The 16,829-nt window shown below is 26.8% G+C and carries 10 protein-coding genes, 7 tRNA genes and 2 pseudogenes; 4 read left to right on the top strand and 15 right to left on the bottom strand.

Annotation, left to right across the window (positions count from 1 at the left end; genetic code table 11):
* Window positions 1-41 precede the first annotated feature (41 nt).
* Window positions 42-115: transfer RNA gene (locus SLY_RS04435), tRNA-Thr, on the top strand.
* A gap of 20 nt (window positions 116-135) precedes the next feature.
* Window positions 136-210: transfer RNA gene (locus SLY_RS04430), tRNA-Gly, on the top strand.
* 283 nt (window positions 211-493) lie between these two features.
* Here the strand turns inward: SLY_RS04430 and SLY_RS04425 are convergent.
* Window positions 494-579, bottom strand: a tRNA-Leu gene (locus SLY_RS04425).
* Window positions 580-622: 43 nt separating this feature from the next.
* Window positions 623-2,269 carry a DAK2 domain-containing protein gene (locus tag SLY_RS04420; RefSeq protein WP_041784415.1) on the bottom strand — a complete coding sequence of 549 codons (1,647 nt, stop codon included), beginning with the start codon at window positions 2,267-2,269 and terminating at the stop codon, window positions 623-625.
* 451 nt (window positions 2,270-2,720) lie between these two features.
* Between SLY_RS04420 and SLY_RS04415 the strand changes: the two genes are divergently transcribed.
* Window positions 2,721-5,174, top strand: a complete 2,454-nt coding sequence (locus SLY_RS04415) for a hypothetical protein (RefSeq protein WP_015638350.1) — start codon at window positions 2,721-2,723, stop codon at window positions 5,172-5,174.
* 366 nt (window positions 5,175-5,540) lie between these two features.
* Here SLY_RS04415 and SLY_RS04410 read toward each other — a convergent pair whose 3' ends face one another.
* The 5 genes from SLY_RS04410 to SLY_RS04385 form a co-directional block, all read right to left on the bottom strand.
* Window positions 5,541-6,206, bottom strand: coding sequence for a hypothetical protein (locus SLY_RS04410; RefSeq protein WP_235043269.1), 666 nt, complete (start codon window positions 6,204-6,206; stop codon window positions 5,541-5,543).
* A 1,884-nt stretch (window positions 6,207-8,090) separates the two neighbouring features.
* A tRNA-Trp gene (locus tag SLY_RS04400) sits at window positions 8,091-8,165 on the bottom strand.
* Window positions 8,166-8,176: 11 nt separating this feature from the next.
* Window positions 8,177-8,258, bottom strand: a tRNA-Leu gene (locus SLY_RS04395).
* 31 nt (window positions 8,259-8,289) lie between these two features.
* Window positions 8,290-8,364, bottom strand: a tRNA-Gln gene (locus SLY_RS04390).
* A gap of 23 nt (window positions 8,365-8,387) precedes the next feature.
* Window positions 8,388-8,463, bottom strand: a tRNA-His gene (locus SLY_RS04385).
* Window positions 8,464-8,787: 324 nt separating this feature from the next.
* Here SLY_RS04385 and pgsA point away from each other — a divergent pair.
* Entirely contained in the window at window positions 8,788-9,438 is a 651-nt protein-coding gene (gene pgsA / locus SLY_RS04380) for a CDP-diacylglycerol--glycerol-3-phosphate 3-phosphatidyltransferase (RefSeq protein WP_012359243.1), read from the top strand.
* A 1,900-nt stretch (window positions 9,439-11,338) separates the two neighbouring features.
* Here pgsA and recA read toward each other — a convergent pair.
* From recA to SLY_RS04350, 8 genes and pseudogenes are all read right to left on the bottom strand, one after another.
* Window positions 11,339-12,298: pseudogene (gene recA, locus SLY_RS05955) on the bottom strand (recombinase RecA).
* A gap of 364 nt (window positions 12,299-12,662) precedes the next feature.
* Window positions 12,663-13,624, bottom strand: a pseudogene (locus SLY_RS04370) (IS3 family transposase).
* 509 nt (window positions 13,625-14,133) lie between these two features.
* Window positions 14,134-14,295 carry a DNA cytosine methyltransferase gene (locus SLY_RS05705; protein WP_148284444.1) on the bottom strand — a complete coding sequence of 54 codons (162 nt, stop codon included), beginning with the start codon at window positions 14,293-14,295 and terminating at the stop codon, window positions 14,134-14,136.
* Between the two features lies 1 nt (window position 14,296).
* Window positions 14,297-14,815, bottom strand: a complete 519-nt coding sequence (locus SLY_RS04365; protein ID WP_015638336.1) for a DUF2963 domain-containing protein — start codon at window positions 14,813-14,815, stop codon at window positions 14,297-14,299.
* 197 nt (window positions 14,816-15,012) lie between these two features.
* Window positions 15,013-15,480 carry a Panacea domain-containing protein gene (locus SLY_RS04360; protein ID WP_041784413.1) on the bottom strand — a complete coding sequence of 156 codons (468 nt, stop codon included), beginning with the start codon at window positions 15,478-15,480 and terminating at the stop codon, window positions 15,013-15,015.
* A gap of 83 nt (window positions 15,481-15,563) precedes the next feature.
* Window positions 15,564-15,854 carry a DUF2963 domain-containing protein gene (locus SLY_RS04355; RefSeq protein ID WP_012358912.1) on the bottom strand — a complete coding sequence of 97 codons (291 nt, stop codon included), beginning with the start codon at window positions 15,852-15,854 and terminating at the stop codon, window positions 15,564-15,566.
* A gap of 13 nt (window positions 15,855-15,867) precedes the next feature.
* Window positions 15,868-16,002: a hypothetical protein gene (locus tag SLY_RS05760; RefSeq protein WP_015638333.1), complete on the bottom strand. Its 135-nt coding sequence runs from the start codon at window positions 16,000-16,002 to the stop codon at window positions 15,868-15,870.
* A gap of 100 nt (window positions 16,003-16,102) precedes the next feature.
* Window positions 16,103-16,384 (bottom strand): DUF2963 domain-containing protein, encoded by a 282-nt coding sequence (locus SLY_RS04350; protein WP_015638332.1) that lies wholly within the window; start codon window positions 16,382-16,384, stop codon window positions 16,103-16,105.
* Window positions 16,385-16,829: the final 445 nt, after the last annotated feature.

Here is a 16,829-nt window from a genome sequence, read left to right as displayed (position 1 = left end):
ACAATTATAAAATTAATGATATAATAATAAGGAACGTGAAAGCCCTTATAGTTTAATGGTAGAACGTAGCAATGGTAATGCTGAAATACAAGTTCAATTCTTGTTAAGGGCACCAAAAGAACTGCTTAACAAAATGTGGGCGTCGTATAGTGGTTATTATACGTGCTTGCCAAGCATGAGACGGGGGTTCGATTCCCCTCGCCCGCTCCAAATAAAAAATTCAGTTTCTTTTTTGTAAATTTATTTTATTCCAAATAATAATAGTTACTCCTAAAAATAAAAATATCAAAAAAAGCAATCTTTTATCAAAAGAAGAATTGCTTTTTTTGATATTTTTAAAATAAGTTTATAAAAGATTTTTGAAAAAATATGTCTTGCATCATTTATCAGTTATTGAAAAAAATTATTTAAATAGTTAATAATTTTATTTTTTTGTTTGTTTTTCAAAACCACAACAACTTTTTAAAAGAGATAAGGGTCTAAAATTTAGATTTGGTGCGGATAATGAGATTCGAACTCATACAAGAAAAATCTTACATGTCCCTCAAACATGCACGTCTACCATTCCGTCATACCCGCGGTAAATATAAAAATGATCTTTTGAAGACCATTTTTATTTTTTTTATTCTAATGATAAAATATAAGCAGCTTCCACTCCTTCATTTGCAAGAATTTCTAATTCTAAGTGATCGTAATTTTTTTTCAAATATTTTTCAATTTCAGCTAATTCGTGAGTGTTTGTGACGGAAGAATTATAAAAAATAGTTAAAAAACTTTGACAAGGTTTAATCATTTTTTTTAAAAGAGTGTTGATTGCTTCATATTTGTTTGGTTTTGCAGCAACCACCTCCCCTTCATAAATGGATAAATAACTTTCTTTTGCGATATCGATTTCTTTATTTATTGCAAGCTTTTCATTCATTTTATCAGCAGCAATAATTTCTCCTATTTGAATGTTTTTAATTGTGTTTTCAATCATTTCTTGGTTTTGGTCCCAATCTAATGATGGATCAAATGCTAGAAGAGCGCTGTATGTTTGAGCAATGTTTTTGCTTGGTGCAATAATAATTTTTTGATCTTTTTGGGAAAGAATAGTATTTTTTTTCAATTCATTTAATATTTCTAAATTGTTAGGGAAAATAAAGATATATGGAGAATCAATTTGGTTAATTACTTTTAATAACGCTTCTTTTGTAAAATCTTTTTGTGGAATAATATAATTAATCTCAAAATCACTTAATAATTTTTCCATTTTGGCATCTTTGACAAAAACAATCAAAGAATGTTGTTTTTTTTCTGAAGTGGGTTTTTCATCGATGATTTTTTGGTGCTGTTCTTTCATATTATCGATTTTACTAATTTTTAAATTTCCATAATTTAAAAGTTTTTCTAAAATAGTTCCAGGACAGTTAGTGTGGATGTGTATTTTCAAGATTTCTTCGTCTTTGACCAATACTAAAGAATCACCTTTTGTTTCAAAATAAGCTCCTAATTCTTCGGTGTCACAATCATTATTTTTTAATTCAAAAACATACTCAGTGCAGTAAATGTATTTAATATCTACTTCTCCTAAATGATGAATATGATGAGCGGTTTCTGTTTTGATGGATGTATCTTTTAATTCAATCATTTGATTTTCTTTGAAGAAGTGCAACCAACCTTTTAAGATTTCCACAAAACCAGCCCCACCGCTATCAACTACTCCAGCTTTTTTCAAAACTGCTAATAAATTAGTTGTTTGTTTTAAAGCTTCTTTAGCGTTGTTTAAAAAAAGTTCTATTAAATCAATTATAGATGTAAATTTATTTTTTTGTTCGCTTGTTTTTTCAACAGCCAGTCGAAAAACAGTTAAAATAGTCCCTTCAGTTGGTTTAATAATTGCTTGATATGCTTTTTTATAACCGTTTTCCAAAGATTGCATAAATTCTTCAAGGTGAATTGAGTTCTTTTGTAATTTGGCAAAAGTTTCTCCCATTCCTGCAAAAAATTGCGATAAAATAACGCCTGAATTTCCTTTGGCGCCCAACAACAAAGCTTTTGATAAAATTTGTGAAACTTCAACAATTGAATCATTTTTTAAATTTTTGATAGCTTCAACACCTGACATCATAGTGATTTTCATGTTGGTGCCTGTATCTCTATCAGGAACTGGAAAAACATTTAAATTATCAATTTTGTGATAATTATTGTGTAAATTAACAGCTCCGTTGATAATCATTTTTTGAAAAAGTATACCATCGATATTTGTGATTGTCTTGTTTTTCTTCATTTTTTTCTCTTTCATCATAATTTTTTAATTTTTTTAGTCATTTTAAATTTTATTTTTTCTAAACAGTTAAGGTTTTTTTACTAATAAACTAATAAAAAACAAATATAAATACAAAATATTTATAACCTCTATTAAATTATAACATATTTTAGTTTTTTCATCTTACAACAAAGAATTAAAGACTTTATACTAAATATAAAAATAAAAACTTTCTAAAAAAATTAATAGCAAAAGACGAAAAAAATTCCAAAAGAACCATTAATTAAAAAACTTAAATGCTTGATTTTATAATTAAAAATAGTTATAATAATTAAGTAAACATTATATATAATATATAATTCAATAAATTTATCTTTCAGTTTCTAAATTTCTAAAATTTTTTTAATTATTTAATGATAATTCTGATAATCAAAATAAAAACTAAAAAGATGTTTACAGATAGGAGACTAAGGTGAATAATTTTAAAATAGTAAGAAAAATTTTTAACAAAATTATGCTTTGTTTTATAGCATTGTATAGTATTTGTTTTTTTAATAAAATCCAAAATTCAAAAAAATCGGTAGTTTATGCAGCGGTTTCAGGGGATAACGAAAATGGAAAAAAAGATAGATCTAAAAACATCCTTATAAAAAATAATACCAATTCTGGAAACCCAGATACAAGACTAGAAATAACATATGTAGAAAGAGAAGAAGAAATAGAAAATAACTCCCAAGAATCCCAAAACAAATTAGAGACTGCCGCCAAAAAAGAATTAGAAGAAGTAGATAAAATTATAGATCAAATAAATAACAATAAATATTTTAAAGAAAACGAAACAATCAAAAAGTCTCCAACTTGGGAAGATGCTGAAACAAGATATAAAAAAGCTCAAACATGTCTAAGAGACAACAAATTTCAAGAAGCTTTAGATGAATTAAATGAATTAAAAGAATTAAAAGATTCTCGAAATATGGTAGTCAGAACCATATCTAATGTTGCATCTCGTGTTTCATCTTATTTTTCTGAATCGGCTGCTTCTTCGCCTACTCCTAAAAAAGCTTTAGTAGACATTTATAAAGGTATTTGGATGCAAGTGGAAGCTGAAGAAAAAAAATTAGAAACTGACACAAAAAAAGAATTACAAGAAGTAGAAACAATTAGAAATCAAATAAATAACGAAACTGCAGAAGCTAAAGAATTCAAAAATTGGCAAGGTGCCGAAATAAGATATAACAAAGCCAAAGAATATTTAGACAACAAAGATTTTAAAAATGCTTCAGACGCATTAAAAGTTCCTCAAGGTTGGTTCGGTCTTTCAACAACAACTTTATTAGCTGTTTATCAAGATATTCAGAAAGATATTAATAATCAAGTAGAACAACAAAAAAACCAACTCCAAGAAAAATTACAAGAAGTAGAAAAAAATAGAAATCAAATAACTGACAAAAAATATTTTCAAGAAAATGAAGCAATCAAAAACTCCAAAACTTGGAAAGACGCTGAAAAAAGACATGAAACAGCTAACGAATATCTAAGCAACAAATATTTTCAAAAAACTTTAGATGAATTAAAAACTTTAGCAAAAGATTATCAAGCTATTTGGAATCAAGTAGAAGCCCAAGAAAAATTAGAAAACAAACCCCAAGAAGAATTCCAAAACGCAAAAGACATTAGAGATAAAATAACTAAAAACAAATATTTTCAAGAAAATAAAGACACCGAAATATCCACAAATTGGAAAGGTTCTTGGCAAGCTGCTGAAACAAGATATGAAAAAGCTCAAACATGTCTAAGAGACAGCAAATTTCAAGAAGCTTTAGATGAATTAGTTTCTAAAGGTTTATTTAAAACAACAACTTTAGAAGGAGATTATCAAGCTATTTTGAATCAAGTGAAAAAAACCGAAAAACAAGCAAAAATCCAACAAGAATCCCAAAAAAACTTAGAAAACAAAGCCCAAGAAAAATTACAAACTAATTTAAAAAAAGAATTAAAAGAAGTAAATGAAACCAAAAAACAAATAACTGACAATAAATATTTTCAAAAAAATGAAGCAATCAAAAACTCCAAAACTTGGCAAGCTGCTGAAGAAAGATATAAAAAAGCTAATGGACATCTAGAAAACAACGAATTTCAAGAAGCTTTAGGTGAATTACAAACTTTAGCAAAAGATTATCAAGTTATTTTGAAGCAAGTAGAGGCCCAAGAAGAATTCGAAAAAGTAGATACAAATAGAAATAAAATAATTGAAGAAAAATATTTTCAAGAAAATAAAGACACCGAAATATCCCAAACTTGGCAAGATGCTGAAGAAAGATATAAAAAAGCTAACGAACTCCTAAAAAACAAAGATTTTCAAAAAGCTTTAGACCAATTAAAACCTTCTCAAGGTTGGTTTACAAAACTAAAATCTTATTTTTATCCATCAGATGATTCTCAAAAATCTTTAGCAGATGTTTATCAAGCTATTTTGCAAACTATTTTGAATGAAATAAATGAGGCAAATGAATTCAACCGCAAAACAACAGAAGATAAAAAAAATTGGTTTAGTAAATTGTTGAATAAAATACAAGTACCTTCCCTTAACGCCCAAACTGATTCCTCCTTTACCAATGATGACCCACAAAAGAGACTTCCAGCAATTACAAATTTTTTTAAAAGACATCTTTTTTTTACTAAAATATTTGCAATAGCTTTGGGAGAAAAAGCCACAGATTTAGATACAATCGCTACTAAATTAGCTCAAAATATGTTTGATGGTTTAGGAGGAGAAGTACATAAACAAGTTGAAATAGCTAAAAAAGACGTTCCTGAAAAAGCTAAAAGCGCTATAGCACAATACATTACAGAAATTATTGTTGCATCTGTTGCTGCCGCTGTTTTATTTATTACAACAATTTATGTTATTATTAGCAAACTTTAAAAAAAATAAAAAAACTCTTAAAACTAAAAAATAACTTTATCCTTTTTTAGTTTTTTTGAATTTTTTGATTAATTATCCTATTTTTATCTTTTGTTATTTCCCTTTGACTTATTAATTTTTTTCAGGAATAAAAATTGACAAAAAAATAAAACAATTAAAGAATTTTTGAACTTCGTGCTTAATATTGCAAAAATTACTTTATTTTCTTATACATTATCTTTTTATAAAAAATTTATAAAAAAAATTAAAAATACATAAAAATCTTGAAAAACCAACAAAATATCTTCCAATTAATAATTATCATTGAAATAACCAAGGTTAATTATCCAATAAAAAAACCATCACTTAAATAAAGTGATGGTCAATTCAATTTAATTTTTTGTATTTTTCTTCCATTAATGCTTTATTCATATGCAAAAAGTCTTCTGGATGAACGTATAATGTTTTGTCTTTGGAGTCATAGTGAGTTTTTTGAGTATAGTCTTTTAAAATTTCAAATTGCATTTCTTCAACGTTGTTTAATTTTTCTAAAATTTTCCTCAAAGCGTCAGGGATTTCATTGTAATTTTTTCTTGGTTGTTGAGCGATGTTATTTTGTTTTTTACTTTCTTCTAGATCTTTTATTTTTTGCTTCATTTCTATTTCAAAAATTTTTTGATTGAATTGTGTTTCTAACATTTTTTGTCTTATTTCTAAGAAGTCAGTTTGCAAACGGCCATTATTTTCTTTTTTTGCCATTAGTTCCATTAATTTCAAATTAATTAAACAATTAGAATCCAAATTAGAATTTAAATCTCTATTATTGATTAAAATATTTGGTAAATTATTTTGATCATCATCTTTCTTCTTTTTTTGAGAGTTTGTAGAATTACTAAATAGGTTAGCAATTTTGAAATTTATATAATAGATAAACAACAATAATTTAATAATTAATTTTATTAAGAGAAATAAAATAACTGGGAAAAAAATGCAAAGAGTTCCCAAAAACATTAATGGCTTTGCTTCTATAAGACTCTTAATTTGATTAAACATTCCGCTTATGTCCAAAAAAATTACCCCCTTTCCTACTTTTAATTTTTTTTAAATTAAAATAACTTTTTTTAACTAAATAAAATATTCATCTACAATTGTATTTAATCAAAAAAATATTAAAATGTCAACCTTTAATCGTGATTAAAATAATAAAAAAAGCTTTAATTAATTAAAAATTTCATTATTTTTTAATTTTACAACAAAAACCCTTTAAATTCCACCAAAACAAAAAAAGTTTTAATTAACTTAAAATTCTTGAGTTGTTTTCTTTTGTAGATAACTTTTGTTTTGGTTTTTCTTTACAAATTACAAATATTTTAATAATTTTTAATTTCTTCAGATTAAAAAATTCTAAAATTTTATTAAATAAATTAATTTTTGCTGGTTTTTTTAATTTCATTTAATTGCGATTACGAATTATCTTGGGTATTCAATTTTTGCCGCAAACAAAAAAACATTAATCTCACAAGCTTACAAAAATAATTTCTCAAGCCAAAAAAATTATCAAAACAGATAAGTTAAATTTTTTCACCAACAAAATTGTACTCTAATATCTTTTTTCAAAAAAATAATGCCACATTTTGCTTTTTGTGGCTTTTTTATTTTTTATCAACTCCAAATATAATTTTAGTGGGGTTGCGATCTTTTTTTTGATGATTTTGTTTCTTTTGTGTATATTTGCAAAATATTTTTTTGATATTTTTGTAATTTATGACTGTAATGTTTTTTGATTTTTTTCACCAAAATTTAAAAATTATTTTTTTAAGTTTCCAAAAGAAAAAAAAGACTGACTTAAAAAATTGTTTTAAAAATTTATACCAACTAAAATGTTTTCTAATATTGCAGTTGAAAAACTTTTTTCGCCAAAATTTAAAAATTATTTTTTATTCTAAAAAGATACGCAAAAACTTCACTGATTTTAAATTTTAAAGACTGATTAAAATTTTGAAATTTTTTAAAAACTTAACACTTCGGTCAATCCTATATTTTTGTCAAAAATAAAAAGTATCCATAAGTTTTTGAAAATCCTAAATTTATTTTTTTAAAACGGCTCTATTTTTCATTTTTTTATAGTAAGTTCTATATTTTTTTAAAAAACAAAAGTATCCAATAGCGAATGCTCCCAAATATTGGGGTTTTGAATAAACAAAAGTATTTTTCCAATGATGAAAAGCAAAAATTTATTCCTAAATATTTGTTATCATTTTCTAAAACATTACTTTTTATTAACTTACTATTATTACTATTATTATAACTATTAAAAAAAATTATCAACAACAAAAATTTAATAAAGAGATTTTTTTGCAATACTTAAAGCCCTCAAGCTAGAAGGCTAATTTTTTCAACAACCCAATCCTAAATTTATTTTTTAAACCGCTTCATTTTTCATTTTTTATATCTAATATTTTTTTGTTATTTAGTTCAAAAAACCAAATTTTTAACTTAAAAGCAATATAAAATATAAAACAAAAGCAAGCTTTATCCAATTATCTAGGAAGCATTAATTTATGCAAAATTTATGCACACATTTAAGAATATTGGGCAAACTTCAAAATAATTAAAAACACTTCATTCAACAACTATTTTTGATTATTACTAATAAATTAAAATTATGATCTTTTTTTCATTTTTGGAAAAAAATTTTGCCAAAAAATAAAAAAACTAACTTAAAAAAGTCAGTCTTCAATGTTTAATTATAAGATTTTAATTTTTTAGTGTTTTTATTTCGGTTAAATTTAAAACAACAGAAGTTTTGATTAATTTAAAAATATTTATCATCTTGGATTTTATAATAAAAAAAATTTTTAAATTGAACCCAAATAAAAAAAGCTTTGATGAACTCAAAACCCATTATATCTTATTTATCTTTTTTGTTTTTTGAAATGGCAGGGATATCAGGATTCGAACCCGAACGAGCGGTTTTGGAGACCGTTATGCTACCGTTGACATCATATCCCTTAAATATTTGATGGTACGGGTGACAGGAGTCGAACCTGCACGCACAAGCGCTAGATCCTAAATCTAGTGCGTCTACCATTTCGCCACACCCGCTTTTAAATTTTTTTGTAAGGTTTAAAAAAAATGGCAGACCCAGCTGGATTTGAACCAGCGAATCACGGAGTCAAAGTCCGTTGCCTTACCACTTGGCTATGGGCCTTAGTTTTATCTTTTTTGTATTATTGGGGCGGCTGATGGGAATCGAACCCACGAATATCGGCGCCACAAGCCGCCGCGTTAACCACTTCGCCACAACCGCCAACTAACAATATAAATTTAATAATACAAAATTATTATACCTGTAAATTTTCGATTTGTAAAGTAAAAAAAGCTTATTTTAGTTTTTTCAGTCAAAAAAGTATCGTTGATGATGTTAAATTTTTTCTCTTCCAAATATTTTTAATTTTTTTGATTGTCTTTTGTGGATAATATTTTTTCTCTTCGAATACAATAATTGTTATAATAATGGTAGCGTTGATGTTTAGAAATAAATTTTTGCAAACAATTTGAATTTGACTAATCCAATCATTTTGTAATTTTGCGAATATTTACATGAAAAAAATGTTTGAAAGTAGGTTTTTTTGTGTTTCCTTTGCTAGCTAATTTAATGACCGTATTTCGTATTTTATTAATTTTTGTTCTTTTGCCTTTAATGTCTTTTGATGAGTATGATTGGAAATTCATTTTAATTTTTCAAATTATTTTTATAGCAGCCGCACTCACTGATTATCTAGATGGTTATATTGCTAGAAAGTATAAACAGCAAACAGTTTTTGGTAAATTTTTTGATCCGATTGCTGATAAACTGCTCGTGATTATCGCTCTTTTTTATCTTTGCCAATTTCGTTTTTTAACAATCCCAAAAAACTTTTTTATTGAGAAGCGTTTTTTCCTTCCTATTTTGATGGTAATTATTATTAGGGAGTTTTTGGTTTCGGGTGTTCGTATGTTGGCTGCTGAAAATGAAGTTGTGGTTGAGGCTTCTTTTTTAGGCAAAGCCAAAACTTTATTTACTTTTTTAGCTATTTTTTTCCTTTTTTTTGGTTTATATTTGAATACAGAAGGAATCCCTCCATCCATTAAAGAAATATTTAGACATATAAATAAAATTGGAGATGTTTTTTTACTTTTAGCAACTTTTTTAACTATTATTTCAGGGATAGATTATTTTTGCAAAAATTTTCAACTGATTGTGAAAAATTTTTCACCTAATGAACTTGATCCAAAAAAATAATTTTTTTGAAAGTGAGTCATCAGAAGAAATAAAAAAATTTGGTGTTATCAGTTTTTTTTAATTTTTCAGTTCTTGAGACTAAAGTAGATATATTTTCTGTTATGTTTTAATGATTATAAATATTTTAAAACTCTTTTAAAATTATTTGGTGACTGTTTTTTTATTTTTCAAAAAAAATGATGGCAAGTAGATTTTCATTTTTCAATCACTTTGAATTTTTTTTATTTTTTTGACTTGATTGGATGTTGAAACATTTAATATCCTTTTTTAATTTTTTAAAATTCTTTAAGCCCGTTGTTTTTAATCATTTTTCGGTTGAATTTAAAAATAAAATTATTTTTTAATCATAATGATGAATGTTTAGAGAAACAATTGGAAGAAAAAACGTTATTAATTGTTTTTAATTTTTAAAATCATCTTTTCTCTATTTTATTTTAATTTTTCAATTGCTTTGAAAATATTTTCTAATTCTTCAAAGGCAACAGGAAATAAGCAAAAACACACACACATTATCAATTGTTTTGGATTTTTAAAAAGAAATCTGGTCTCAATTTTATCTTCATTTTTCAGTTGTTGTAATTTTAAAATGAAAGAATATATTTATTTCATGGTATAATTATCATATATTCTTATAATTCATTTTCTTTACTTTTGAAACTTTTAAAAAAATGCTTGTTTTTTTCCAAAAGTAACATTGTTCGGAAGGATCAAACTGAAATCTTTTTTAAACTTTTTTTAATTTTATTAAATAGATTTTTTTAACTAATTTTTTAAAATAATAAAAAACAATCCCCCTTCTGTGATTCCAAATTAAGTAATTTATAATAATTTTTTCTTTTTTAAAATAACAACAACTGGGATGCTGAAAAAATTAGGACGCTTTTTATTTTTTCATTAGTTTCTTTTTTTAAATTACAATGAGTTTCGCATTTTTCCACAAACTCAATAAACATCATTCCAAAAACTTTCAAAATTTCATAAAAACTAAAACTTAATTATTTTAATAATTTTATTCAAAAAAATATTACAAAGACAATAAAGGAAAAAATATGCAAAATGGTTCCAAAAAAAATAATTTAGAAGAAACGCGAGTGTGGTAAATATTTAGAAATAAATTTTTGCTTTTCATCATTGGAAAAATGCTTTTACTTATTCAAAATCCCAATATTTGGGAGCATTCGCTATTAATTATTTCATTTTATGAATGTGGTAAATATTTAGGAATAAATTTTTGCTTTTCATCATCGGAAAAATACTTTTGTTTATTCAAAACCCCAATATTTTGGTTCATTCACAAAAAAAGGATTTTTAATTTCAAAAAAACTATAAATGTTTTAATATTGGAATATGGTAAATATTTTTAGATTGATAATCTTTTTTTAATTTCCAAACAAATGACAAATTTTTAAATATTGGAATTTAAATTATGGAATTATTGAACTTTGTGAGTATGGTAAATATTTAGGAATAAATTTTTGCTTTTCATCATTGGAAAAATACCTTTACTTATTCAAAATCCCAATATTTGGGAGCATTCGCTATTAATTATTTTATTTTTTATGAATTTAGTAAATATTTTTGGATCAATAAGGTTTTTTTAATTTCCAAACAACTAACAAATTTTTAAATATTGAAATTTAAATTATGGAATTATTGAACTTTGTGAGTATGGTAAATATTTAGGAAGAAATTTTTGCTTTTCATCATTGGAAAAATACTTTTACTTATTCAAAACCCCAATATTTGGGAGCATTCGCTATTAATTAGTTTATTTTATGAATGTAGTAAATATTTTTAGATAAATAAGGTTTTTTTAATTTCCAAACAACTGACAAATTAAGATAAAAACTTTTAAAAATTAAAAAAAGAACAATGACACCTCTTTTTAACCTGCCGCCACTTATTTCTTAATATGATATTGTTTTTTAATTTCGTTTAGCAAAAAATGATAAATTTGAACGTTTTGGATAAGATATTTTTTAGCGTTATCACTTCCTTGACCAATTTTTTCGCCTTTATAACTATACCAAGAGCCATTTTTTTGAATTAAATTTAATTGTGTAGCTATTTCTAAAACCTCTCCTGCTTTAGAAATTCCTTTACCATAAATAATGTCTACTAAAGCTGTTTTGAATGGAGGGGCTAATTTTGATTTCACAACTTTTATTTTAGAACGAATGCCTATCATTTCGCCATTTTCTTTAATAGTGTCAGTTTTTCGAATATCTAACCGAACAGAAGCAAAAAACTTTAATGCTTTCCCTCCTGGGGTTATATTCGGTGATGACCAAAAACAACTCCTGTTTTTTCTCTTAATTGATTAGTATAAATGACAATTGTGTTTGTTTGAGAAATAATTGTGGATTGTTTTCGCATTGTTTGTCCCATCACCCTTGCTTGCAAACCAATATAATTACTTCCCATGTCACCCGCAAGTTCTGCCTCAGGTGCTAAGGCTGCAACAGAATCAACAACTAATAAACTAATATGGCCGCTAGAAATTAATTTCAAAGCAATATCCAAAGCTTGTTCGCCTGAATTTGGTTGCGATAAATATAAATTATTAATGTCCGACTCCAATCGATTTAGCATAAATAGGGTCTAAAGCATGTTCAGCATCAATAAAAGCAACGTTTCCGCCTGCTTTTGGAGCTTCTGAAATAGCATGCAAAGTTAAAGTTGTTTTGCCAGAACTTTCAGGGCCAAAAAGTTCAACAATACGGCCTTTAGCAAAACCTCCGACTCCCAAAGCAATATCAAGGACCAAAGAACCGGTGGAAATCACTTCAAATCCTTTAAAACCTTGATCATTGAGTTTCATTATACTTCCTTTGCCGAATTTTTTTTCAATTTCTTTAATAGTTTGGGGAGATGATGTTTTTTAGACATTTTTTGTTTTAAAAAATTATTCTTTAAAACTACAAAAATAATAGATAATTTCATATCTTTTCAAATCAACAAAACAAATTAATTAAACCAAAATCGTCCATAAGTTTTTTAATATTTTGCTCGTTTCAAAAGATATATTTTTATCCCTTCACTATATAAGAGGCAAAAAAAATCGAAAACGCTAGTCTAAAATGAAAGGGTGTTAATTTTTTTACAAAATAATCACGTTTTTTGATGTTTTGTGATTTTGCAAGGGTATTTTTGCTCAAAAAAATGTACAGTGAAATAACCTCTTTTTAAAAAAGTTGTAGTTGATTTTATCATTAATTAAAATACTATCTGAAGGATTGAGAATATTTTAAAGGTGATAAATTATTTAATTTAGCCAACATCCATCTTTTATTCCAAAAAGAAGGGAAGCGATGGATAATTTTTTTAATTTCGTGTGGTTCTTGTTGAAATAAAAACGGATGTTGGTTGAATAAAATACTTTTCATTTGGCCGAAAAAGTTTTCAATCACAGCATTATCGCGTGGGGTTGCTTTGCGGGACATGCTGATTAAAAAGCCTTTTTTAATTAGTTTATTTTTCACTTTGAGCGATTGGTAAACCGTGCCGCGGTCGGAATGAATAACACAAGGGTCTTTTAGTGGGGGTAATTTTTTGATTGTATTTAAAATTAACTCTTTGTCTTGGCGGTTTGAGGTGTGGGAGGCGATTATTTGATTGTTAAAAGAGTCAATGATTGCAGAAAAATAAACAAAACCTTCAGGAGTTGGGAAAAATATGATGTCGGTAAATAATTTTTGAAGTGGTTTGGTTGCAATAAAATCGCGGTTGATAAGTTTGGGTGCTACACTTAATTTAGGCTTTAAGTTGTTTTTATATGCACGTTTGACTTTTTTTATTCTTAAACGGCAGCAAATATTATTTTCTTTCATAATTTGATACACTTTTTCCTTGGCGATGTGTTCGTTGAAAGTTTTTTGATATAAATGAGTGATTTTGCGATATCCGTAAAAATATTGATAACGAGAACATAAAGCCTGGATGCGTTTTTGTTGTAAAAGGTAGTTTTCGCGTTGTAATCGTTTCTTTTCTTGATTTTTTAGCCAATAGTAATAAGTGCTGCGGTTGATTTTGATTGTTCTTAGGATGGTAATAAATTGAGAGTTTTGAAAAAACGTTTAACTAATTTAAAAACAATTTCTTTATCAATGATTTTAATTTGAGAAATCATATTTTGTAATAATATTATTTTGTTATTTAATTTTTGCATTTTTTGTGTTTCTGACATCGATTATCTCCATATTTTTTTGTCAATTACAAAAATCATTGTAACATATTACAACATATTTGTGACCAAAATTACTCAATGAAATAAATATTATTTTTCAATAATTGTTTGTTTAATCGCTATAACCAGCCTCAGTTATTACTTTGGTTATTAAGCTTGTGCGTAAATTTAAAGCACTGTTGGTGGATAAAAAGGATGTTTTAGTCCAGTCGTGATTGAAAAAGAAGGGTTTTGATTTCTAAAAAAAGGGGGGTTGTGCGGAACTGGGGGGGTTCTTTTTCTATTCTATTTTTTCCCTCAAAAGGTTTATGCTTTATCTGAGCCCTTGAGGGCTCTTAGATTTTTCTCATTTTTGGATTTGAATATTTTTATCTACGGAACGCATCGGAAATTTTTAAAAAAACTTGAAGAGAGTTATTTAAATCCTTTGCAAACAATACCACCAAATAAAACATCAACATTTATAATTGAGATTTTATTAATTGAGATATCATTAATATCTCTTGGGTCTATATAACATTTTTTTCTAATAAAGGAAAATTTAATTTCAAAGTTTGAATACAATTGGGTTCAAATTCATTAATATAAACGCTTTCGAAACAATTATTAATAAACCCTAAATGAGAACCGCCAGCACCAGCAAAAGTTTCAGCAATAGTATTTTTATTCATATTATATTCTTGCTTTCGATTCGTTGTCTAGATTTTTTTGATGAATCGCTTGCTCGGGTTCTATGTTAAAAACCGCGGCACTATTATAATCATTGTATTTAATTATTTGACCTGTTATTGGGTGCCATTGGGCGGCACTTGAAACTGTGCGGTCTTTATTGTAAAAAATACAGCTAATTAAATTTCCTGTGATGGGGTGCCATTCGGTAACATACCAAACGTTTTTTCCGTTGGAATAATATTGGATTATTTTAGTGGGTTTTCCTGTTTCGCGGTCGTAATATTTGATGTAATCCAATCCGCAGATAAAATTATAGGCAGTTTTTTTCACCTTTCTTCCTGTTTGGGGGTCACATTCGGTAATTCTTTGAGGCTTTCCTTCTAAATTACACTCTGTTAGCTTAATTGGATTTAGTGTTTCAGGGTGATATTCGTAAATTAACCAGGGGTTTCCGTTGTCATGATGAAAGGTTTTATTTTCTTTCATGTTGGTTTCTCCATAATTTGGTTGGTTGTTCATTTTTTTATTTCTCCTTTTATTTGTTTATTGGATTTATAAGAGCCAAAACATTTTCTTCCTACGAATGTGGGATTTTCCTTTTGAATTTTTGATTAAATTATGTATTTTTCTTATTTCTGCTTCAGTTGGAAGACATTTGTATTTGTTTTTTCTCGCACTCATTTTTTATTTCTCTTTTTTGGGTTTTTTTATAAAAATTATACTTTTCTGTTTTGTCGTGAATAATAATTTTGAATAAGTTTATCAGGAATATTATTTAAAGCAAAATATTGCGATATATAACATCTGCACCAAATGGAATATGGTTTTTGTATTATGGTGGCTATTGCATTGCGTGTTTTTGAACCATATTTTTTTATGATATAATCCATAATTTCTTTTTCTTGTTGGGTAAAAATATTTTCATCATAATTTTTTTTAATTTTGTGATGAGGGTTTAGTGGGGTTTTTTCTCGGGATAAAGTGTTGTATAATTTCAGCGAAACCGCACCATAAGGCCAAGATTGAAAGTCATTATTAAACATAGGGTAATTAAAATCTATTAGGTATTTGGAATATACCCAAAAAGCTAAGTTTTGGATTTTAAAAGGTGCGTAATCGTTTCTGTTTTGATGCTGGATTAAATAAGTGGCAACATCTAGAATATCTATTTTATTAGGTTGCATAATTATCAACTCCTTTTATTTTTTTTTAGCCGAGCGTGTTTGTGTTGTGGGTTTGGGTAGAAAAAAAGACCTTTGAAAAAGTCTTATTGTTTGTTTTCTTTGTCGTATTCAGTGATGGAGGCGATTGTTTTGCCGTCTGCACGGTAATGGATTGTTCTGGTTGGTCTGTGTGTTTCAGGGTTGTGTTCGACGACGACTTTAATTGTGTTGTTTTCGTTTTGTGGGGGATTGCTATAGCTTCTTGCTTCCTTAATGATGATTAAAGTTAAAAGAATCACTAAAATAGTTCCTAAGAAAATGTCTTTATTTATTTTTTGAAAAAATTGTTTGAATTGCATAATTTTCCTTTCTTTTGGGTTATTGTCTAAATTCATGTTTTGGTTCTCCTTAATTTTTATTTTTGTTTGTTTTCGTTGAGGTGTTGTTATTTTGGTTTCTTTGTTTTTTGGTTTTTTTATTTTTTTGTTTGGAACGGTCTAAAAAATAAGTTCCACCTAATGCTTCTGACATTCCGTCGCTCATATTATTTATTCTCCTTTTTTTGAATTTTAATTTATTATTTTTTCCCCGAGTGTGGTTGTGTTGTTTTTGTTGGAAAAAAATGTCCTGAAGGGTCTAGCAATTAATTGAAGTGTTGGTTATGTCTGATGGTATTGTCTTTGTTGTAAATAGTTCGTTTAATTCGGCGACCTGTTTGTGAGTCATAAATGTAGACATATTTTGTACCGTTTGGATAGAAATAAATTGCTTGAATTAAATTGCTTGTTTCAGGGTGGTATTCTTTGATGAATAGTTTTGAGCCGCCTCTTCTGTGTCGGATTAATTTGGTTTTGTTGCCTGTGGTGGGGTCGTATTCTATGATGTCTTCGGCGTAACGGTTTCTTTGTTTTTTTATTTTTTGCATTTTTTTTATGTTGCCTTTCGTTTGGTTTTTTTATTTAAGAAAATTTGATATTTTTATAAAGATATTGTCGTCATCCTAAGAATCAATAAAATAAATTCATCTGAAAAAATATAACCAATTATTTTATCTACAAAGTAAGAAATAAAGAATGACCGAAATAAACATGAAAAGATAGAAGAAGTATGATAGCAAAAATAACAAACGAGAATATAAAACGATAAGGTTTTTAAACAAAAAGATAGTATTTTTTTAATTTTCATGTTATCGGTTCCTTTCTGATTTATTATCTGAAATTGTTGGCATGTTTGTGATGCTGTGCATATCCTGCGATGGGTGTAGTAGAAAAATTGTTAAATACCCACCACATGCTAGGGTGTGTGGGTTTTTGTATTAAAACATGGATTATCAAAAGGAGGAGGAATATGTATATAAATGAACTGATTAT

This window comes from Strawberry lethal yellows phytoplasma (CPA) str. NZSb11 (assembly GCF_000397185.1).
Lineage (GTDB): Bacteria > Bacillota_I > Bacilli_A > Acholeplasmatales > Acholeplasmataceae > Phytoplasma > Phytoplasma australiense.
The sequence above is the reverse complement of the archived record's forward strand: the minus strand, read 5'-3'. Positions and strand labels throughout refer to the sequence as shown.